The 22,253-nt window shown below is 40.4% G+C and carries 21 protein-coding genes, 1 tRNA gene, 1 other RNA gene and 1 other annotated feature; all 23 genes read left to right on the top strand.

The features are described 5' to 3' along the window. Positions 1-63: 63 nt before the first annotated feature. Positions 64-138: transfer RNA gene (locus tag NFR29_RS00230), tRNA-Ile, on the top strand. A gap of 62 nt (positions 139-200) precedes the next feature. Then, positions 201-932, top strand: coding sequence for a tRNA (adenine(22)-N(1))-methyltransferase (locus NFR29_RS00225; protein WP_251421451.1), 732 nt, complete (start codon positions 201-203; stop codon positions 930-932). A 61-nt stretch (positions 933-993) separates the two neighbouring features. Continuing rightward, positions 994-2,103 carry a Nif3-like dinuclear metal center hexameric protein gene (locus tag NFR29_RS00220; RefSeq protein ID WP_251421448.1) on the top strand — a complete coding sequence of 370 codons (1,110 nt, stop codon included), beginning with the start codon at positions 994-996 and terminating at the stop codon, positions 2,101-2,103. Between the two features lie 209 nt (positions 2,104-2,312). Then, positions 2,313-2,661, top strand: an RNA gene (gene rnpB / locus NFR29_RS00215) — RNase P RNA component class A. A 46-nt stretch (positions 2,662-2,707) separates the two neighbouring features. Beyond that, positions 2,708-3,040, top strand: coding sequence for a thioredoxin family protein (locus NFR29_RS00210; RefSeq protein WP_251421445.1), 333 nt, complete (start codon positions 2,708-2,710; stop codon positions 3,038-3,040). 412 nt (positions 3,041-3,452) lie between these two features. Beyond that, entirely contained in the window at positions 3,453-4,592 is a 1,140-nt protein-coding gene (locus NFR29_RS00205) for a hydrogenase small subunit (RefSeq protein ID WP_251421442.1), read from the top strand. Further along, positions 4,592-6,493 (top strand): nickel-dependent hydrogenase large subunit, encoded by a 1,902-nt coding sequence (locus NFR29_RS00200; protein ID WP_251421438.1) that lies wholly within the window; start codon positions 4,592-4,594, stop codon positions 6,491-6,493. The genes NFR29_RS00205 and NFR29_RS00200 overlap by 1 nt, the downstream gene beginning before the upstream one ends. Before the next feature lie 11 nt (positions 6,494-6,504). Next, complete coding sequence (cybH, locus tag NFR29_RS00195; RefSeq protein ID WP_251421435.1) at positions 6,505-7,311, top strand: Ni/Fe-hydrogenase, b-type cytochrome subunit; 807 nt, start codon at positions 6,505-6,507, stop codon at positions 7,309-7,311. Then, positions 7,304-7,879: a HyaD/HybD family hydrogenase maturation endopeptidase gene (locus NFR29_RS00190; protein ID WP_251421432.1), complete on the top strand. Its 576-nt coding sequence runs from the start codon at positions 7,304-7,306 to the stop codon at positions 7,877-7,879. Before cybH ends, NFR29_RS00190 begins: the two co-directional genes overlap by 8 nt. 54 nt (positions 7,880-7,933) lie before the next feature. Further along, the gene (locus NFR29_RS00185; RefSeq protein WP_251421430.1) at positions 7,934-8,311 is read left to right on the top strand and encodes a hydrogenase expression/formation C-terminal domain-containing protein; all 378 of its coding nucleotides are present in this window, start codon (positions 7,934-7,936) and stop codon (positions 8,309-8,311) included. Positions 8,312-8,703: 392 nt separating this feature from the next. Continuing rightward, positions 8,704-9,714, top strand: coding sequence for a glycosyltransferase family 2 protein (locus NFR29_RS00180; protein WP_251421891.1), 1,011 nt, complete (start codon positions 8,704-8,706; stop codon positions 9,712-9,714). Positions 9,715-9,802: 88 nt separating this feature from the next. Beyond that, positions 9,803-10,609, top strand: a complete 807-nt coding sequence (locus tag NFR29_RS00175; protein WP_251421427.1) for a C40 family peptidase — start codon at positions 9,803-9,805, stop codon at positions 10,607-10,609. A 217-nt stretch (positions 10,610-10,826) separates the two neighbouring features. After that, positions 10,827-13,454 (top strand): alanine--tRNA ligase, encoded by a 2,628-nt coding sequence (gene alaS, locus NFR29_RS00170; RefSeq protein WP_251421424.1) that lies wholly within the window; start codon positions 10,827-10,829, stop codon positions 13,452-13,454. A 104-nt stretch (positions 13,455-13,558) separates the two neighbouring features. Beyond that, a complete protein-coding gene (locus NFR29_RS00165) occupies positions 13,559-13,819 on the top strand; it encodes an IreB family regulatory phosphoprotein (RefSeq protein WP_251421421.1) in 261 nt (86 codons plus the stop codon). Next, the gene (gene ruvX, locus NFR29_RS00160; protein WP_251421417.1) at positions 13,819-14,235 is read left to right on the top strand and encodes a Holliday junction resolvase RuvX; all 417 of its coding nucleotides are present in this window, start codon (positions 13,819-13,821) and stop codon (positions 14,233-14,235) included. The genes NFR29_RS00165 and ruvX overlap by 1 nt, the downstream gene beginning before the upstream one ends. Before the next feature lie 13 nt (positions 14,236-14,248). Next, complete coding sequence (locus NFR29_RS00155; protein ID WP_251421414.1) at positions 14,249-14,539, top strand: DUF1292 domain-containing protein; 291 nt, start codon at positions 14,249-14,251, stop codon at positions 14,537-14,539. A 113-nt stretch (positions 14,540-14,652) separates the two neighbouring features. Further along, entirely contained in the window at positions 14,653-16,035 is a 1,383-nt protein-coding gene (mltG, locus tag NFR29_RS00150; protein ID WP_251421411.1) for an endolytic transglycosylase MltG, read from the top strand. 36 nt (positions 16,036-16,071) lie between these two features. Continuing rightward, positions 16,072-16,683, top strand: a complete 612-nt coding sequence (locus NFR29_RS00145) for an O-methyltransferase (protein WP_251421407.1) — start codon at positions 16,072-16,074, stop codon at positions 16,681-16,683. After that, positions 16,683-17,924: a peptidase U32 family protein gene (locus tag NFR29_RS00140; RefSeq protein WP_251421404.1), complete on the top strand. Its 1,242-nt coding sequence runs from the start codon at positions 16,683-16,685 to the stop codon at positions 17,922-17,924. Before NFR29_RS00145 ends, NFR29_RS00140 begins: the two co-directional genes overlap by 1 nt. A gap of 4 nt (positions 17,925-17,928) precedes the next feature. Next, positions 17,929-18,189, top strand: a complete 261-nt coding sequence (locus NFR29_RS00135; RefSeq protein WP_251421401.1) for a DUF4911 domain-containing protein — start codon at positions 17,929-17,931, stop codon at positions 18,187-18,189. Positions 18,190-18,199: 10 nt separating this feature from the next. Beyond that, entirely contained in the window at positions 18,200-19,192 is a 993-nt protein-coding gene (locus NFR29_RS00130) for a hypothetical protein (protein WP_251421398.1), read from the top strand. A gap of 155 nt (positions 19,193-19,347) precedes the next feature. After that, positions 19,348-19,579, top strand: a binding site (T-box leader). Between the two features lie 136 nt (positions 19,580-19,715). Continuing rightward, a complete protein-coding gene (thrS, locus tag NFR29_RS00125; protein ID WP_251421395.1) occupies positions 19,716-21,635 on the top strand; it encodes a threonine--tRNA ligase in 1,920 nt (639 codons plus the stop codon). A 95-nt stretch (positions 21,636-21,730) separates the two neighbouring features. Then, positions 21,731-22,252, top strand: a complete 522-nt coding sequence (locus NFR29_RS00120) for a nitroreductase family protein (protein WP_251421392.1) — start codon at positions 21,731-21,733, stop codon at positions 22,250-22,252. Position 22,253: the final 1 nt, after the last annotated feature.

Genomic DNA, 22,253 nt, shown 5'->3' with positions numbered 1-22,253 from the left:
GTCTTTAATGATTGACGAATGACCAAATTCTACAGTATAATTATTGAGCAAGTTACTAACTATGGGCCTATAGCTCAGGGGTAGAGCAACCGGCTCATAACCGGTCGGTCCCTGGTTCGAACCCAGGTGGGCCCACCAACTTGTATACTATGAATAGTGAAACCTGCCCTAGGGCAGGTTTTTTTATATACGAGGTGTGTATGAAAGCTAGAACAATGACACGTCGATTGGAAGCTGTTTTCTCCATAGTTCCTAGGGCAGCAGCAATAGCCGATATAGGTACGGATCACGGCTATTTAGCAGCAGAACTGATCAATCGAGGTAAGGCAAAGCACGTCATCGCTGGCGACGTTCATAAAGGACCGTTAGAATCGGCTAAATCTTATATTAAGAACCTCGGGTTAGAACATTGCATTGATTGTCGTCTCGGCGATGGCTTGCAAGTGACTGAACGAGGAGAATTACAAGGCGCTATCTGTTGTGGCATGGGTGGTTTTCTCATGCGCGACATTGTGAAAGCCGGACCAGAACGGTTGGAATTTTACGTATTACAACCCCAAAACGGGCAAGCTGAATTGCGCCAATATATGGTGGAAGAAGGGTACGCTATTATTAAGGAAATTCTCGTCAAAGATATGGGAAAACTGTATACTGCTTTTTTAGCGGTTCGGGAAGATGTACTATTTATCTATGATGATAATTATCAAATTAACGATACGAATCATATCTATCGTGAATTGCGGAAAGACTCTATTCTCTGGTCTGTAGGGGCTTTATTAGCTGAGGAAAAGCCTCCTTTATGGGAGGAGTATATTAACCATCTTATTTATCAGCGCCAATGTGTGTTAGATGGTATGACAGAAGCTTTACAAGATACAGACAAATATAAAGTGTTATCTGCAGAAATAAAAGAACTGACGACGTATATCTAGTTAGATGCAGACATTGATTCATTGACTACTTATACATAGTAATGTTAGAAAGGAGGATTCTATGATTACTGTAGAAGACATTATGAAAAGTATGGAGCGCTTAGCGCCGACTCATTTTGCAGAATCCTGGGATAATGTAGGGCTTATGATGGGATCTAAGAAGAATGGTGTTTCTAAAATTATAACCACCTTAGATGTGACACCGGCAGTCGTAGACTTTGCCATTCGAGAACAGGCACATATGATCGTGAGTCACCATCCATTTATTTTTAAAGGACTTACGTCTATTGATTTAGATTCTGTGCAAGGTCAGATGATTGAACGCATCATTAAACATGACATCGCTGTGTATAGTGCGCATACGAATTTAGATATTGCAGAAGGTGGCCTTAACGATATGTTGGCGGAGCAATTGGGCTTAGCTGATATTACTGGATTTGTGCCAGTCGGTTCTGATGCGATTTATAAAGTGACGACCTTTGTTCCAGAACAGGCTGCTGATGCTGTGCGTCAGGCTATGGCTGAAGCTGGCGCCGGTCGTATCGGTAATTACGAAGCTTGTAGCTTTAGTTCACTTGGAGAGGGTCGTTTTAAAGGTAATGATGAAGCAAACCCTGTCATTGGTGAAAGCGGTACCTTAACAGTAACTCCAGAAGTAGCGGTACAAATCATTGTCGATAAAGCACAACTAGCAGCAGTTATCACAGCCATGAAAGGAACTCATCCCTATGAAGAAGTGGCTTATGAAGTCATTGAATTAGTAGAGCCTAGTCGAAACCGTACATTGGGTCGACGAGGGATTTTGCCGGTGACGATGTCTTTTGAAGAGTTTAAGGCGCATTTAGAGCAGGTATTACCACATAGCCATTTGCGCTTCGGCGGTGTAAAGAAAGATGCGATTCGTACAGTAGCTCTCTGCTCTGGCGCAGGGGCGAGCTTTATTAAAGCTGCGAAAGGGGCCGATGTATATATTACGGGCGATGTGAAATACCATGATGCGCAGCTAGCCAAAGAATTAGGATTACTACTCGTTGATGCGGGCCATTTTGGAACAGAAGAAATCGTTACCTCTGGTTTGGCAGAGTACTTAAAGCGAACTGCCAAAGATAACGATTGGGACTTAGATATCGTACCGTTTTTAGATCAAGAAGATTTCTTTTTCTATGAGTAGTGCAGTGCATCTCTCCATTACTCGGACGGTAATAGATAATCACTAAATAAAATAATCACTCAACAGATTAACCAATCAATATGAAGCAATCAATATAAACCGCTCAATATAAACCGCTCTGAGGCTTCTATGGGGAGCATGAATTAATAAACCTATATATTTCGATATTCTTGCATAGTCCACAATAGCTATGATAAACTGAATTGAAGCAAGTATGAAAGACGGTTGCGAGTCCATTGGATTCGAGGAAAGTCCGAGCTCCATAGGGCAGGATGCCAGATAACGTCTGGCGAGGGTGACCTTAGGGACAGTGCCATAGAAAAGGAGACCGCCACGTAAGTGGTAAGGGTGGAAAGGTGAGGTAAGAGCTCACCAGCAGTCTGGTAACAGGTTGGCTTGGTAAACCCCATCCGGAGCAAGACCGAATAGGAAAGGGTTAAGGGTGGTCCCGCCTACCTTTCGGGTTGTGTCGCTTGAGCGTGCAGGTGACTGTACGCCTAGAAAGATAATCGTCGCCGCGTAAGCGGAACAGAACTCGGCTTAATGATTGCTTGCTTCTTAGTTTGTTAATTAAACCTAGTAGGTATAGATAAAGGAGAACTTCATGGCTATTACTGCAATTAAAAGCGTAGAGGAATTTGATCAATTAGTACTTGGTTCTAACGATTTGGCCATTGTTGATTTCTGGGCGGGTTGGTGCGAACCTTGCACTGTGATGCGTCCAGAAGTAGAAGCGGTGGCAGAAAAATTGGAAGGTAAAGTTAAATTCTTCAGTGTTGATGCGGAAGACAAAACATTGCGGCCCATTTTATTGAAAGAAGATGTAGAAGGAATTCCTTCTATGGTATTCTTTAAAGATGGTAAAATGCTTGACCGAATTGCAGGTTATAAAAAAGCTGATGTCCTAGAAGCGCTGATTAAAGAAGTCATTAAATAATTGAGTTTATTAGTGATGCATTGATAACATCTGTATAAACAACGAATATGAACATCAATTTGGATATAACTAATGTACACATAATAGAGTAAGACATAATAATGCACAAAGAACCCTCATAACATATATTTTGGATGATATAGTTGTGAGGGGTCTTTTTTGTCATTATGGATTAGTTATCAAAAATTTTTATAAATATAATGTTTAGAAAATCACTTTCATTTACTAACTATCAGCTTTATTTCTTTTTATAGATAGAAATATTATATATAGGAATTATGCATTTTTTATAGTTTTATATCATATAAAATGATATAATAAATTGATGATATATATTCATTTGAATAAAATTCTCATGTAGTAAAGTAGTGATACATATTACTTCAAAGTTGTTGTAAGGAGGCTGTATTCCGTGAAAAACCGTGTGAACAGTTTATGGACGCTTTTCCAAGAGCGACGTCTTAGCCGTCGTACGTTTATGAAATCTTGCGTGGCGTTAACAGCGATCTTAGGATTGCCCCCAACTATGCTCGATACTGTAGTAAAAGCTGCAGAAACGACAGAATTACCTACTGTAATTTGGCTTCATGGACATGAATGTACGGGTTGTAGTGAAGCTTTTATTCGTTCTTCCTCTCCGTTCACATCTGACGTTATTTTGAACATGATTTCTTTAGAGTATGATGACACATTGGCAGCTGCTGCAGGGGAACCATTGGAAGAACACCTTCACAAAATTATTACTGAAAAAGCAGGCAAATATATTTTGGCTGTTGAAGGTGGGGTGCCATTAGATGATGATGGTATTTACTGTACTGTAGGTGGTCGTACTTTCAAAGAATCGTTGAAAGAATGCGCTAAAGGTGCAGCAGCTATTATTGAATACGGTTCTTGTGCATCTTGGGGCGGTATTCAAGCGGCAAAACCAAATCCTACAAATACAGTGTCTGTATCTAGCGTAGTGTCTGGTAAACCAATTATTAAAGTACCAGGTTGTCCGCCAATTCCTGAAGTAATGACTGGTGTCGTTATGCACTATGCATTGTTCGGTCAAATCCCACCATTGGATTCTCAAGGTCGTCCTAAGCAATTCTATGGTAATCGTATTCACGATACATGCTACCGTCGTGCGTTCTTTGATTCCGGTTTATTCGTTGAAAAATTTGACGACGATGCATCGAAAGCAGGTTGGTGCTTATATAAAGTAGGGTGCCGTGGACCTGAAACATATAACTCTTGTGGTAACTTGCGTTGGTGGAACGGTTTATCCTATCCAATCCAATCTGGTCACGGCTGTATTGGTTGTTCCGAAAAAGGATTTTGGGATAATGATGTATTCTATAAACGCTTACCAGATATTCCATTAGCTAACACCATTACAACGGCTGATACAGTAGGTACTGTGGCAGCTTTCACCGCAACTGGTGCAGTTATTGCCCATGGTGCAGCTACTCTTGCGCGTAATAAATATATTGATATTCAAGAAGAAAAACGCTTGCGAGAAGAAGGCTTGTGGGATGAAACAAAGCATAACAATGGAGGACGTCACTAATGAAACGTGTAGTAGTAGATCCGGTGTCCCGTATAGAAGGTCACTTACGAGTAGAAATAAAAGTAGATGAAGCAAGTGGTAAAGTAGAAGATGCTTTATCATCTGGTACGGCATGGCGCGGTATTGAATTAGTTGCTAAAAATCGAGACCCTCGTGATTTATGGGCTTTCGTACAACGTATTTGTGGCGTTTGTACAACGACACACGCCTTAGCTTCTTTGCGCGCTGTAGAAGATGCATTGGGTATTCAAATCCCTAAAAACGCCAACTATATCCGCAATATTATGCACAGTGCTCTTGATGTACATGACCATATCGTGCATTTCTATCATTTACATGCTTTAGACTGGGTTAGTCCAGTAGCAGCATTAAATGCAGACCCTGCAAAAACGGCGCAATTACAAAACGATGTATTGGCAGCTTATAATGTAGGTGGTTTGGAGCCAGCAGAAACACAAGCTGTTGATTCTGCATATCCAAAAGAATTCCCAAAAGCGACGACTGCTTACTATACAGCAGTACAACAAAAAGTGAGAAAAATCGTTGAATCTGGACAATTAGGTATTTTCTCTGCTCAATGGTGGGATCATCCAGATTATCAATTGTTACCACCAGAAGTTCACTTGATGGCTGTATCACATTACTTAAATATTTTGGATCGCCAACGCGATATCGTAGTGCCACATGTTATTTTTGGCGGTAAAAACCCGCACCCACATTATATTGTTGGCGGGATGCCATGCTCCATCTCCATGGATGATATGAATGCACCGGTTAATACACAACGATTGGCTGCAGTAGAACAATCTATTGCCTTAACAAAAGATTTGGTAAATTATTTCTATTTACCAGATTTGTTAGCAATTGGTAAAATCTATGTAGATAGCGGTATGATTGACGGTGGCGGTTTGGCTAAAAAACGTGTTATGTCCTATGGGGACTATCCGGATGAGCCATATAGCGGTATTTCTGATGGAGATTACCACAAAAAAGTTATTGTTCGCTCTAATGGGGTAGTAGAGAATTTTGGTCTTGGTGTAGAACAAGCTACTTTTATTCCATTGGAAGGTAAAGATTTCATGGATCCTCAATACCTTAGTGAAGAAGTTGACCACTCTTGGTTTGCGTATCCAAATGGGGAAAAATCTTTGCATCCTATCGATGGTATAACTGAACCTGATTTCACAGGGCCTAAAACAGGTACGAAAGAGAAATGGGAATACCTTGACGAAGATAAAAAATATTCTTGGATTAAGTCGCCAACGTTTAAAGGTAAAACTGCTGAAGTTGGTCCTTTGGCAAAATACATCGTTGTGTATACTAAAGTAAAACAAGGTATCATTGCAGATCCAACATGGGCAGAATCGATGATTGTTCGGCAAATTGATACAGTAAGCCAAGTGTTAGGTGTACCTGCTCACGTATGGATGACAACTATGGTTGGTCGTACTGCATGTCGTGGTTTAGATGCTCAATTAGCAGCGAATATTAGCCAATATTTCTATAATAAATTAGTAGCTAATATTAAAAATGGCGACACAGCTGTAGCAGATACAACTAAATTCGACCCTAATACATGGGAGCCAGATGCAAAAGGCGTAGGACTTGTAGACGCACCTCGCGGTGGTTTAGGCCATTGGATTCACATCAAAGACGGTCGTTCTGCTAACTACCAATGTATCGTTCCATCTACTTGGAATGCTTGTCCAAAAACAGCCTCTAATGAGCATGGTGCTTATGAAGATGCTATGATTGATACAAATGTAAAAATAGCAGACAAACCATTGGAGATTTTAAAAGTGATTCACTCCTTTGACCCATGTTTAGCATGTGCCACACATTTATACAATAAAAAAGGTGAGGAAATCGTTTCCATTAATACCGATGCATTGTGTAAATAAGGGAGGGGCCTATGTTAATACATACTGATAAAAAGGCGTACGTCGTATTTAGTTTATGGCTACGCATATTCCATTGGACAATGGTATTGAGCGTAACTGCATTGTTCTGGACCGGGTTATATATTGGTGATCCAGGTTTTGCCGCTATTACAGGAAAAGTAGAACCGACATTTGCTATTGATGGCTGGTTCTCTATGGAAATGATGCGCCGCATTCATTTCTATGCTGGGTTTATATTAACATTTTCCTTTATCTTCCGTATCGCTGGAGCTATTTGGAATCGTGGAGACAGATTATTGCCTCGTTTCAAACAAAAGCGTTATTGGTACGGTTTGAGGGAAACGACTTTGCATTACCTCATGATTCCACAAAAACATGAACATCATTGGTTGCGTAACTCTCTGGCAAGAACGGCATATGCAGCGGTTTATATTTTATTCTTCTGTGAAATCGTTACTGGTTTTACTATGTATGCTATGATTGACCCTAATGGGATATTGGGAACGATTTTCGCCCCTGTTGTGACTCTTCTTGGTGGCGAATATAATGTACATGTAATTCATCACTATATTGCATGGTGTTTCTTATTTTTTACAATTATCCATGTTTACATGGCCTTTAGGGAAGATGTTATGGAGGAATCCGGAGAGGTTTCCTCTATGGTTTCAGGGATGAAATATTATGCTTATGACCCTATCGATATTGAAGATTTAAATGGTAAACGCCGTCGAGGTGAACGTATTGACGTACCAACTGCTTCAAACTATAGGCCAAGCAATCCTAATGATCCAAGAGAAAAGGAATTACAAGATGAGTAATCAATCTACTGAAAATCTCAGTAGGGTAGAATACGCGGGCTCTGAGGGCCCGCGTATTGATTTAAATGCCCTTTATGATGATTCTGATAATGCGGTAGTCCTTTTAGGGGTAGGTAATATTTTGCTTACCGATGAGGGGCTCGGTGTACATGTCATTAATGATTTGAGACGAGATTATACTTTCACACCTGCGATTAGTCTTGTAGACGGTGGTACGATGGGAATGGAATTATTAACTTACATGCGAGGTATGAAGAAAATTCTTCTCATTGATGCTATTAATGGAGGCGAGGAACCTGGGACAGTTTATGAGTTTCCTCATAAAGAACTGGAACAATATTTTACGGAATATATATCTGTTCATGAAGTGGGAATGCAAGATATTTTGCGCATTCGTGCCATTCAAGAAGATCCTCTAGAAGACGCCGTTGTAATTGGTGTTGAACCTCTATCCTTGAAGGTAGGGTTTGAACCTAGCGAAGTAGTTGTAAAGGCGTTACCAGAGGTGAAAGCACGGGTTATCAAAACCTTAGAGTCTTGGGGTATTACATGTACGCCTAATTTGTAATAGATTCCCGATATGGGGATAATACATACTTCTATATATGTATAAGAGGTAACAATGTTAGAAAACTATAATAATGTGAGAGCTGTTCTCAATGAATTGCGGCAAGCGTTAAAGCAATTGCGCGAAACAGGGGAAACCTATTCCATTTACATTGAAAAAACAGGCTTGTCTGACGAAGAACAAGTAGAAGTGCTCGAAACATTGGGGCGAGGACACATTACGATTAACTTTACTGAAACAGATCAACCAGTAGAGTGGTATGAGTCGCAATTTTCTGGTATTTGGATTGGCACTTATAAAAATGGCCGCGATGATTCTATTCTTCACACTGTGGAAGTAGCTCGTTATCCTGATGTAGTGGGAGCTTTTGACGAAGATATTATCATGGCTGAAGAAGATCTAGGTACCTGGATTGATGCAGCAGGCCTATAAGTGATGGCATGGCGTATGGGATTACATACAATGAATCCATATAATCGATATATAACAGCCCTATATGTAATAGGTTTATATAATGTAGAGTAACATAGACTATAGTAGCTTCTAAAAAGAGGGGCTACTATAGTCTATTTCTTTTGATTTCGATTATAAAATATATAACAAAGATGAAGAAAAATCTTACAATTTCATTAAAATTAATTAAAGGTGTATTTACTAATAATCAAAGCTAATATACAATGAATGGGCTAGAAAAAGGTGTGGAAATTTTCAACAGCACCGTCATTACTGGATTAATAGAAAAAAATTACCCTATTGTTAACCTTGTGAATTTGCTTGTATTGACGATTTTACATAAAATATACGAAGAAATCTTTGGAGGATCTATGTTGCTTTCTATTGTAGTGCCTGTATATAACGAAGAAGAAAATATTGAAACGTTTTATCAAGCCGTTACAACTGTTATGACAGGTTTACCATATGAATATGAATTGATTTACGTTGATGATGGGTCATCGGATTTGTCGCCAATTATATTACACAAATTGGCTAAGGACGATGAGCACGTAAAGGTTATATTCTTAGCTCGTAACTTTGGTCACCAACTCGCATTGACTTGCGGGCTTGATTACGCTAAAGGTGATGCAGTTATTACAATGGACGGCGATATGCAACATCCGCCGACTTTGATTCCTGACCTCGTAAAGATTTGGGAGTCTGGGTATGATGTGGTGCGAACCATAAGAGATTCGACGGAAGATGCCAGTTGGGCAAAATCCTTTACCTCCAAATATTATTATAAACTGATGAATAAAATGGCAGATGTTCCTATTTTAGAAGGAGGATCTGATTTCCGTTTAATGAATCGCAAAGCGCTAGAAACATTGAAACAGTTTCGTGAACATGGCCGCTTTTTGCGCGGCATAGTAGGTGCTCTTGGATACCGCCAAGCAGAACTTCATTTTGTGGCACCACCTCGTTTCGCAGGAGCTTCTAAATTCAGTGTACGAAAAATGATTCGTTTCGCTCTTGATGGAGTAACGGCCTTTTCACGCGTTCCTTTGCGCGCAGCCCTTTATGTAGGCGTATTTTGCGGGGGATTGAGTTTTCTCATTATCCTTCACCTCATTTACGTATATTTAACAGGTCAAGCATTAAATGGATGGACCACATTAGGGGTATCCATATTATTTATCGGAGGTATCCAGTTAGTGGGCCTTGGCATTATCGGCGAATATGTAGGACGCGTATTCCAAGAAGTGAAACAACGACCACTGTATTGGGTGAAAGCTGCTATAAACTTTGATGGAGAAGAGAACAACATGTTCTTACATGAACCATCAAAAACTGATATATTTATAGCCCATCAAGTAGCTGGCCCTGACAAGCAAGACTAGCTGTAATTTGTTGGAATACAAATAGAGACTGACGGTTAGTATATTTTGAATAAATAAACTTACTTTATAAGTTTTAGAGAGGAAGAATATGAAGTCAAAATATAGTAAGATTACATTAGCGGCAATCACGCTTACATTTATGGCAACTACAATGGTAGGCGCCACGACATTACAGTATGGCGATAAAGGTAAAAGTGTAACAGCTATACAACAACAATTGATCAAAAATGGCTATAATGCCAAAGATAAAAACGGTGTATACGGTAAAGAAACAAAATGGGCAGTGCGCTTGTTCCAACAAGACAACGGTTTGCCTGTTGATGGCATCGTAGGTCCTGCTACGTATAAAGCGTTGATGGGGACTCCTCAAACTGCGAAAGCAACATTGACGAAAAATGCAGCTACAAAAGCGGTAGCTACAAAATCTGCTTTCACAAAACAAAAGAAAGCCCAAGCACCTCGCATGGAAGGCCAAACGATTAACGGTAAAGCTGTTAAATTAGATAATTTAAAAAAATCTGAACCATCTAAAAATGTAACAGGTGTATTAGCAGAAGCTGATAAATACCGCGGTGTTCCTTACGTATTTGGTGGTACTACACCAAGCGGTTTCGACTGCTCCGGTTATGTGCGCTACGTATTTGCGAAACAAGGTATCAGTTTACCTCGTTTAGCAGATGAGCAATACAATGTAGGCGTATCTGTATCTCGAGCAAACTTAAAAGCTGGTGATTTAGTATTCTTCGAAACTTATGAACCAGGTCCATCTCATTCTGGTATCTACATTGGCAATGGTCAATTTATTAGTGCCACATCTAGCCGTGGTGTAGCCGTAGCAGATCTTGATACGGGTTACTGGGGTGAACGTTACTTAGGCGCTAAACGCGTTATGTAATACGACGGTTATCATACAACTATAGACAGTCATGATATAATAGTCATAGCATTAGAAAAAGAGGCTATACGAATCAATTGAATTTCATTGGTTTGTATAACCTCTTTTTCTTGTACAATAGTGGAGTTTACATAGGCCTACTTTTTATATAGTTATTAGCTTTTCTACTGGTTATAAGGTATAATTAAGAGTAAATAATTTTAGGAGGAATATAGATATGAAAGGTAATGAACTGCGTCAAGCGTACTTGCAGTTTTTTGAAAGTAAAGAGCATTTAAAATTAGATAGTTTTTCTCTCATTCCAGAAAACGATCCATCCCTGTTATTAATCGGGGCCGGCATGGCGCCATTGAAGCCTTTCTTTACAGGTAAATTGGTACCTCCTCGCCGCCGTATTACAACTGCTCAAAAATGCATGCGTACAGGTGACCTTGAAAATGTAGGTCGCACAGCACGTCACCATACATTCTTTGAAATGTTAGGTAATTTCTCTTTTGGCGATTACTTTAAAAAAGAAGCTATTCATTGGGCATGGGAGTTTTTAACAGAAGTTATTAGACTCGATAAAGACCGTTTATATGTAACAGTATATCCAGATGACCAAGAAGCATATGATACATGGTATAAAGATTGTGGTGTTCCAGAATCTCATATTTCTCGTTTAGAAGATAACTTCTGGGAAATTGGGGAAGGTCCATGCGGTCCAGATAGTGAAATTTTCTACGACCAAGGTCCAGAGCACGGTTGTGATGATCCTAACTGTGCACCTGGTTGCGATTGCGATCGGTATCTTGAAATTTGGAACCTCGTGTTCACACAATTTAATAAAATGCCAGATGGCACCTATGAGCCATTGCAACATAAAAACATCGATACTGGTGCTGGTCTTGAGCGCTTGGCTTCCGTGTTGCAAGGCTGCAAAACAAACTTTGAAACAGATTTGATTTTCCCTATCATTGAAGCGACAGCAGCAAAAGCTGATGTCACATATAACGAGAATGAAAGCACGGATGTATCTTTGAAAGTTATTGCTGACCACGCTCGTGCTGTCACTGCATTAATCTCTGATGGCGTATTGCCATCTAATGAAGGCCGCGGTTACGTATTGCGTCGTATTTTACGTCGCGCTGTTCGTCACGGTCGTTTGCTGGGTATTGAAGGTATTTTCTTAACACCTCTTGTAGATGTTGTGGTAGATATCCTTGGCCCTGGCATTCAATCTATTGCAGATAATAAAGAATTCGTTAAACGTGTCGTATTAAATGAAGAAGAGCGCTTCAATCAAACCTTGGAACAAGGTCTTGATTTGCTTAACTCCTTAATTGACGATTTAGAAACAAAGAAAGTGACTATTGTACCTGGTACAGAAGTATTTAAATTATATGATACTTATGGATTCCCATGGGAGTTGACAGAAGAAATCGCTCATGAACGAGGCTTTACTATCGACCATGAAGGCTTTGAAGCGGCTATGCAAGAGCAACGTGAACGTGCTCGTGAAGCGCGCGTTAAAGAAGATGCAAAAGTAGCTACACCAGATATTACATTCTTAAAAGACGAAGTATTAGAAGAAAACGAATCCGTTACAGCATCTACCATCCTTGTTATTGGAAAAGGGGCGGATCGCGTTACAGAAGCTACTGACGGTGACGAAGTGACGATTATTGTTCGCCATACGCCATTCCATGCAGAAGGGGGCGGCCAATTAGGCGATACAGGCTTCATCGTTGGTCCAATGGGGAAAGTAGAAATTCACAATACAAAACGCTTACCAGAAGGTACTGTATACCATATCGGGACTGTTGTAGAAGGTTCTATCTCCGATGGCGATGATGTAACATTTGACGTAGATGTAAACCGTCGCAGCTCTATGGCTCGTAACCATACGGCGACGCATTTGTTACATGCCGCGTTGAAACAAGTATTAGGTGATCACGTTAACCAAGCTGGTTCCTTAGTAACACCAGATTACTTGCGCTTTGACTTCACTCACTTCTCTCCTGTAACACAAGAAGAGTTACAAACTTTGGAAGATCTTGTGAACGAAGAGATTTTGAAAGCTTCCGATTTAGCTGTTGCTGAAATGTCTATGGATGAAGCAAAAGCCAAAGGAGCAGTAGCTTTATTTGGCGATAAATATGGCGATACTGTACGCGTTGTAGAAGTACCAGGCTTTTCTGTGGAGTTGTGTGGTGGTTCTCACGTAGGCAATACGGCTTTTATTAGTTCTTTCCGTATTACTAGCGAATCTGGTATCGGATCTGGTGTACGTCGTATTGAAGCGATTACTGGCCGCGCTGCTATGAATGCATCGAAAGCAGATAGAGATACGTTAATTCGTTTGTCTGGCGAATTAAAAACAAAACCAGCACAAATTGAAGAGCGCTTGGCACAAGTATTAGTCGAAGCTAAAGCAGTGGAACAACAATTAGGTCAATTACAAGAAGAATTAGCTGGTTCTGGCGCAGCTGATGCAGTATCTGCAAAAGTAACAGTAAAAGGCATTGATGCTGTTATGTCTACTGTAAAAGCAACATCCATTGATGAATTGCGTTCTTTTGCAGATAAAATTATCGATATGCTCAACGGTTCTGGCGTTGTATTAGTTGGTTCAGTTACAGGTGAAGATAAAGTAAGCTTCGTCTGCAAAGCCTCTAAAGATGTAGTGGCACAAGGTGTTCACGCTGGTAATATTGTCAAAGCCGCAGCGCAAGTGGCCGGTGGTAATGGCGGTGGCCGTCCAGATATGGCACAAGCGGGTGGTAAAAATCCAGAACAATTATTGCCTGCATTAAAAGCTGGTGCTGCCGCATTCCGTGAAATGATTGGCGCAGAAGCTGAATAAGAACTAATATGCATAATTGATTTTCATACAATATGATATAATAGATATGCAAGATATCATGGAGGACCACTGCGGTGGTCCTTTCATAAAAAGGAGGTATATCCATGAGTGTTTCTGATGAAACTATGTTATTCCCTAAAGTGGAAGATAAACCGATGACTGCTGAAGAGGTTCTCACTCGGGTATATAAATCAATCCAAGAAAAAGGATATAATCCAGTTAATCAAATTCTCGGTTATTTAACATCTGGCGACCCTGCGTATATTACTAGTTATAATAATGCTCGTAATGATGTGCGCCGCCTTGAACGAGATGTATTGATTGAAGAATTATTAAAAGAATACGCGAAGGCTAAACAACTATAATGAGAATCATGGCATTAGATGTGGGGAGTCGTACTATCGGCATTGCTTGTAGCGATGCATTGTTGATGACTGCTCAAGGTATTGAAACGATTCGCCGAACCTCTTTAGAAAAAGACTTTCAGCGGTTACAAGAATTGATTGACCAATACGAAGTGCATGAAATCGTTGTAGGGATGCCGAAACATATGAATGGTACTAAAGGGGAACGGGCAGAAAAGACGGAAGAATTTGTAGCACAAATGAAAGAAGTCATCCATCTACCTGTTTCGTTTTGGGACGAGCGATTATCTACCGTTATGGCTGAGAAGCAGCTTATTGCTGCCGATGTGAGCCGTAAAAAGCGGAAAGAGGTAATCGACAAGATGGCAGCGGTTGTTATTTTGCAAGGCTATTTAGATAGATTACAGTTTAAGTAGAGGAGGGTTTCCAATGGTGGACCAAAATTACGAAGGCGAAGTATTTTACTTAGAATTCGAAGACGAAGATGGCAACAAACAATACTTTACTGAAGATGTAGTATTACAACATGAAGGTGAAGAATACGCTGTACTTGTTCATGTGCAAGACGAAGAACATCAAGTACAAGAAGATACGTACATGATTCTAGCTCGTATTGAAACAAATGAAGCCGGCGAAGAAGAATACGTTCCTCTTGATGAAGAAGATGAACATTTCGAAACACTTGTACACTTATATGAAACTATGGGTGAAGAAGAATAATAATTCCTAGTATGAGAACTCCTTTGCAGAGACTGCAAAGGAGTTTTTTACATTGAAAGCCTTAAATGTGCTATAATAAGGTGTACAATTGTTTCTATTAGAAAGGATAATTTATGAGAAAATCCTTCCCATATATATTGGCTATATTTATGATTCTTGCTGTTTTAGTTGTAGGTGCATTAGGAGCCCTCTACATGGTACCTAATACCTTTGAAGATGATGGTACCTCAAAAGTCCTCGTTATCGATCAAAATGCGACAGGTGCTGAAATTGCAGATATGTTGTTTGAACAAGGCTTGATTCGTTCGCCATTGGGATTTAGAATGTGGTTAGCTCTTAGCGGGACAAGTGATAAATTGCAATCTGGTCATTATCAAATTCCTAGTAAAGTGACGGTTCGTGAACTCATTGATTTGTTGCAAGAAGGTCATGTAGAATCCATTCGATTAACCATACCTGAAGGCTATACGGTAGGGGATATTGCCATTGCGTTAGAACGGGCTAAAATTATGCCTGCTGCAGAGTTTTTAGCGGAAGCGAAACGCTTTACGCCATACCCATATATGAAAGGAACTCGTCCTACTACATATCCTGTGGAAGGATTCTTATTCCCAAGCACTTATGAAGTGCCTGTAAATGCTACAGCACAAGATGTAATTATCATGATGAGCGAAGAAATGAATCGCTATTTGACGCCAGCTGTGAAAAAACAGATTCAGGCGCAACATATGAGTATTCATGACTTTGTGACGCTCGCTTCTCTAGTGGAACGAGAAGCCTTGTTTGATGCGGATCGGCCTATTATTGCTGGCGTATTGAAACGACGCTTAGCTCACGGTATTCCATTGCAGTCTGATGCGACGATTTCCTATGTGTTAGGGTATGCCAAGGAAAACGTAACAATCAGCGATACACAATTACAGAGTCCTTATAATACATATGTGGTGAAAGGATTGCCACCAGGACCGATTTCCAACCCTGGTAAAAAGGCTTTAGATGCTGTATTATATTCGGAAAATACAGAGTATTTATATTTCGTAGCCGACAAAGAAGGGCACAATCACTTCTCCAAAACGTATGCGGAACATTTGGCCGCAGTAGAGCGCATTTATGGTGAAAGCCAAGGTACTACGCCAGATGCGTCTTCGCAAGTGACGGCCCAAGCCGGTCCTAACTATGATGTAGCGGCAACAAGTGAACCAAATTATAACTATAGTTCGCAAGAAGCGATAGAAGCAGATTCTCAATATGTTGAAGTAGAACCGTCGTATAGTTACGCGCCAAACTATACATCAAGTGCAGCACCTACAGCTCCTGCTAGAGTGTCGGAATCTGTATCGATTCCTATTACACAAGCTGCACCAGAGGTGGCTGAACCAACACCAGCACCGGCGCAGCCTATAGAGACAGAGGTACCGACTGCAACACAGCCGATTTACATACCGATTCCAACTCCTGCAGGGGCATCTACAGATGGTACTACAGGTAGTAATTAATGTTATTTTACTTTCATAGGACGTCTACTATTACAGATGGAACTTAATGATATTTTAAATGAACAGCGTATTTATGCGATGATACATGATGTACCGATTTTGAGAGAATCAGAAGTACATTTATTTGAAGAATTAATAGGATTATACCGGCCCACCTCAGTCTTAGAGGTGGGCACCGCCATTGGTTACTCTACATTGCTAATGGCACCTCTTGTAGATAAAGAGGAGGGACATATTACGTCTATTGAACTGGATCCAGTGCGTCATGAAATGGCTAAATATTACATCAATCAATCGGACTATTCTGATAAAATCACATTGCTCAATGGTGATGCAAAAGATGTATTAGAAACGATTACTGGAGAATATGATTTAGTTTTTTTAGATGGGCCTAAAGGCCAATATTTAAACCAACTAGAACTCATTTTGCCTCATGTTAAAGAAGGGGGCGTCATTTTAGCGGACAATGTCCTCTTTAGAGGCTATGTGCGGGGTAAAAAAGAAGCGCCACGCCGGTTCAAAACCATTGTGAAACGATTAGAAGAATATTTACAGTATGTAGAAAATAAAGAATTATTTAACACTACCATTTACCCAATGGGGGATGGCATGAGTGTAAGCGTGTGGAAAGGACGCAATAAAGAATAATGGCAGAACATTTTATGGAACTCCTATGTCCTGCAGGGAATATGGATAAATTGAAAATGGCCATTCGCTACGGTGCTGACGCTGTATATTGTGCAGGCAAGCGATTTGGCTTACGGGCAGGGAATTCTAATTTCTCTGACGAAGAATTGAAAGAAGCAGTAGAATTTGTACATGCCCATGGTAAAAAAATCCATGTTACATGTAATATCATTCCTCATAATGAAGACTTTGAAGGCCTTGAGGACTATTTAAAATTCCTCGAAAGCATTGGCGTCGATGCTATCATCGTAGCTGATATGGGAATTTTTAGCCTAGCTAAACGAGTGGCCCCAGGTCTTGAGCTTCACGTAAGTACACAGGCGTCCACGACAAACTGGCACACCGTGCAAATGTGGAAAGAATTAGGGGCGACGCGCGTCGTAGCAGCGCGAGAAGTGTCGCTAGCAGATTTAAAAGAAATGAAAGACAATGTAGATATTGAAATTGAATCTTTCGTTCACGGCTCTATGTGTATTTCTTACTCTGGTCGTTGCTTGTTGTCTAACTATATGACAGGCACGCGCGATGCAAACCGCGGTCAATGTTCTCAAGCGTGTCGCTGGAAATATAGCCTAGTAGAATCGAATCGACCTGGCGAATATTATCCTATCGAAGAAGATGAACATGGCACTTATATTTTTAACTCTAAAGATCTATGCCTCATTCATCGCATTCCAGATTTATACGAAGCTGGCGTAGATAGCCTTAAAATCGAAGGGCGCATGAAATCTGTACACTACGCTGCTACTGTAGCGAAAGTGTATCGTACAGCTATTGATGCGTACTTAAAAGAAGGCAAAGACTGGTACGTTCGTCCTGAATGGATTGCAGAGCTTGAAAAAATCTCGCACCGTCCATACACAGACGGCTTTGCGGAAGGTCGCCCTGATGAAAGTGCGCAAAATTATGGCAAATCGACGAATACGCAAACGCATGATTTTATCGGTTTAGTATTAGACTATAACGACGAAGAACAATATATCGACTTAGAACAACGCAATAATTTTAAAGTAGGTGACAAAGTCGAGTTTTGCCAACCAACGGGCGATTTAGTAGAAATGGTGATTGAGAAAATGACTGATGAAGAGGGCAATGCTATCGATGTAGCCCCACATGCACAAATGAAAGTACGCATCTACACGTCTAATAAGTTAGAACCATATTCTATGATGCGCCGCGAGGCAAAATCAAAAGAGGCTTAATGTTATGACTACGATACAAAAGGCAGATATACAAGCTTATGATAGTGATAGCATAGAACGTAGTGGCGAAGAAAGTTATGTGTACTTTCACATTGAACCGAAATACACGAACTATGTGAATCGTGTTTTAGAAGGCTATGAATATGTAGGTGTTATGACTACCGTAGATAGTACCGGACGATGTATGGTGCGTAGCACAGAAGATACTAAACCACTAGCAATAGAAATACTATCTAGTTTACCGATGGTTACATTAGAAGAGTAAGGGGAATTCTATGAAACATAATGTGTTGAAACGAGCTTTGACGATGGCTGTAGTAGGTGCTACTATGGCAGTGACTGCATTGGCAGCACCTAATGGACCAGTTGTGATTCCACAACCTGGCACAGTAGTTGTGATCAATCACAATCCAGACGTAACATTTTTGGGCAATATTAATTTCGATATTGAAAACCAAACAGATAATAATTTGCGCATTGGCAATGAAGTAGTACCTAATGTGCTATATGGGGCTGCGTTCAATCGCGCTGGCGCACCTGATACAGTGATTCCTGCTGAATCCTACGTATTCGTAGGTCCTAAAGAAGTGCCTGCAGCTTTAACAAAAGAGAGCGATGCTGGCAAACCAGGTGAGCAATGGACAGTAGAAACAATCCGCAATGTAAAAGGCCAACCTATCCAATTAGCTACCCGTGGTATTCCTGAAAAACCATTAGGCGTGCAAGTAGAAATTATTAAAGATACGTTCATGAGTGGCGCTATCGATAATAGTGTGACACCGCAAGGTACGAATAGCAAAGGTACACTTTACATGACCGTACCTAAAGCATTGAAATTGGAAGCTCGTACAGATATTCCGGACGAGGCTCGAGAAACGATGCCTGCTATGTTCCGTGGCAAAATGGGACAATCTTTGATGGTCAACTTATTGCCATTGAATGATGAAGAAAAACAACAATTAGCAGACAATCCAAATAATGCTAACGCTATTGTATTTAACCGTGCTATGGGGATGGCTAGTAGCATTGGTAACTCAGCTAAACAAAGTAAAGTCTATACATATATGAAAGACCATTACCTCAATATGATTATCGTTGCAAAAGATTATGACGATAACGGTGCTCGTGGTAGCGGTGTGTTGATGGTATCTAAACAAGATAGTTCTGATGATGTCATGCTCGTTCTTTTCAAAGGCCCGGACATTACTAATTCTACGATTGAAAAAGTAATTGGATCTATGTTGTCTGCTCATTTTGAACGTAAATAAAAGCACCGTGGAATCGTAATTACATATAAGTCAACGTAGACAAACAGATGTAAACAAAATAATGTATACTTAGAAAAACTGTTACAGCTTTTATTAGTTGTAACAGTTTTTTTCGATGTATTGCATTTTAGAAAATCCTATGATAAGATAAACGAGTAAAAGTGATGCGAAGGACATGATTCTCATATCCCTGTGTACCAGAGAGAGGTGGATGCTGGAAACACCTTACACATATATTAGAGTTACCCCCTTCAAACTGATTCGCCGAACTTATAGTAGGTGAATACGGTATGCCCCGTTATCGGCTTAATGAAGTGAATTAACTATACTATATAGAGGTATAGATAATTAACTAGGGTGGAACCGCGAATGATCTTCGTCCCTTGTTGTAGGGGATAGAAGGTCTTTTTTATTGTCTCTAGAATCTGTAAACAATCTGTACTGTTTAGTTCTAGCCTTAGTCAATGGAAACCATCCCCAGTATTATCTATGATGTGAAAGTTCAAATTTGGAGGTTATTAGTATGGCAAATGTAAAAATCATTCTTCCTGATGGTAGTGCAAAAGAATATGCAGCAGGCACTACTTTAGGGGAAGCAGTGAAACAATTATCTAACAGCTTAGCGAAAAAAGTATTGGCCGCTAATGTAAATGGTGAATTAACTGATCTTCGCGAAGAATTAGTAGATGGCAGTGAAGTAGCATTCTTAACATTTGATGACGAAGGTGGTAAACACGCGTTGCGCCACACTGCATCTCATGTAATGGCACAAGCTATCAAACGCTTATGGCCAGATGCAAAACTCGCTATCGGTCCAGCTATCGACAAAGGCTTCTACTATGATATCGATATGGAACACGTACTCGTTCCTGAAGATTTACCAAATATCGAAAAAGAAATGAGTCGCATCGTCAAAGAAAATTTGCCTATTGTAAAACAAGTGATGTCCCGCGAAGAAGCAATCAAATTCTTCCAAGATAAAAAAGAAGATTACAAAGTAGAATTGATTCAAGAACTTCCTGAAGATGCTATCATTTCTAGCTATAGTCAAGGTGAATTTACAGACCTTTGCGCAGGTCCTCATGTAGCATCTACTGGCAAAGTGAAAGCTTTCAAATTGCAAAGCATTGCGGGCGCTTACTGGCGTGGTGACGAAAACAATAAAATGTTACAACGCGTGTACGGTACTGCGTTCGAGAAAAAAGAAGACCTCGATGCATACCTTCACTTATTAGAAGAAGCGGCGAAACGAGATCACCGCAAATTAGGTAAAGAATTAGGGCTCTTCGTGATTAAAGAAGAAGGTCCTGGCTTCCCATTCTTCTTGCCAAAAGGGATGGCTCTTCGCAATGCGTTAGAAGATTTCTGGCGCGAAGTTCACCATGATTTTGAATACGATGAAATTCGTACACCAATCATTTTGAACAAACAATTGTGGGAAACTTCTGGTCACTGGTTCCATTACCGTGAAAATATGTACACTACAATCATTGACGAAGAAGAATATGCTATTAAGCCAATGAACTGCCCAGGTAGTATCTTGGTGTACCAAAACGAGCCGCATTCTTACCGCGATTTACCATTGCGTTATGCTGAATTGGGTCTCGTACACCGCCACGAATTGAGCGGCGCTTTACATGGCTTATTCCGCGTACGTAGCTTTACACAAGATGATGCGCACGTATATATGTTGCCATCTCAAATGCAAGAAGAATTGATGAAAGTCATCGAATTGTTCGATCGCATTTACAGCAAATTTGGTTTGAAATACCATGTAGAATTGTCTACAAAACCAGATAATGCTATGGGTGACGATGCCATTTGGGAAATGGCTACAGAAGCTCTTCGCAATGCTATCGAAGCAAAAGGGATTCCATATATTATCAACCCTGGTGATGGCGCTTTCTATGGTCCTAAATTGGACTACCACATTGAAGATTCCCTTGGCCGTACATGGCAATGCGGTACTATCCAATTGGATATGAATTTACCAGAACGATTCCAAATCGAATACACTGGTGAAGATGGTCAAAAACATCGTCCAATCATGATTCACCGCGCTTGCTTCGGCTCTATGGAACGCTTTATCGGTATCCTAACTGAACACTATGCAGGGGCTTTCCCAACTTGGATGGCACCAGTACAAGTGAAAGTATTGCCAATTAGCGAAAAACACGTAGAATATGCTAAACAACTAGCAAAACAAATGCATGGCGACTATATCCGCGTAGAAGTAGATGATCGTAACGAAAAAATGGGTTACAAAATCCGCCAAGCCCAAATGTCCAAAACACCATACATGCTCGTTGTAGGCGACAAAGAAATGGAAAATGGTGAAGTAGCAGTACGCCGCTACGGTTCTGATGAATCTAATACTATGGCATTTGATCAATTTGTAAGTGATATTAAAGCAGAGATTAAAGAGCGTAGAAACAACTTATAATATGAGATAATAAGAATTATACATTACTTGATCAATCATGAAGAGGCTATGGTAGGTTATTTCTACATAGCCTCTTTGTACATAGGAGGGAACATATGGACATTATGTCTTTGTTATTACAACGTCGCAGTGTGCGTAAATATAGCGATAAAGAAGTAACGAAAGAGATATTAGAACAAGTGGTAGCAGCTGGCTTATTGGCTCCGACTAGCAAAAATAGACGCCCTTGGCAATTTCATGTGGTACAAAACCGCGATGCCTTAGTCCAATTATCACAAGCGAAAGCGTCCGGTGCAACCTTCTTAGCGGAAGCGCCTGCGGCCATCGTCGTAACAGGAGATGAGACTGTTAGTGATGTATGGGTAGAAGATGTGTCCATTGCTATGTCGTTTATTATGCTTCAAGCTGAGTCACTAGGATTAGGGAGCTGCTGGGTGCAAATGCATTTGCGTAGCGACGCTAATGGCGTTGATGCAGAAGATAATGTGCGACGTATGCTAGGTGTATCTAGTGAACAGCGTATTGTTGGTGTTCTTGGTGTAGGTTATAATGCTTTCGCAATGAAACCGAAAACGATGAACGATGTAGATATGAGTCGTGTTCATTGGATTGACTAAG

Origin of the sequence: Veillonella agrestimuris (genome assembly GCF_943193065.1) — a bacterium.
Taxonomy (GTDB): domain Bacteria; phylum Bacillota; class Negativicutes; order Veillonellales; family Veillonellaceae; genus Veillonella; species Veillonella agrestimuris.
This window is presented reverse-complemented; position numbering and strand designations above follow the sequence as displayed.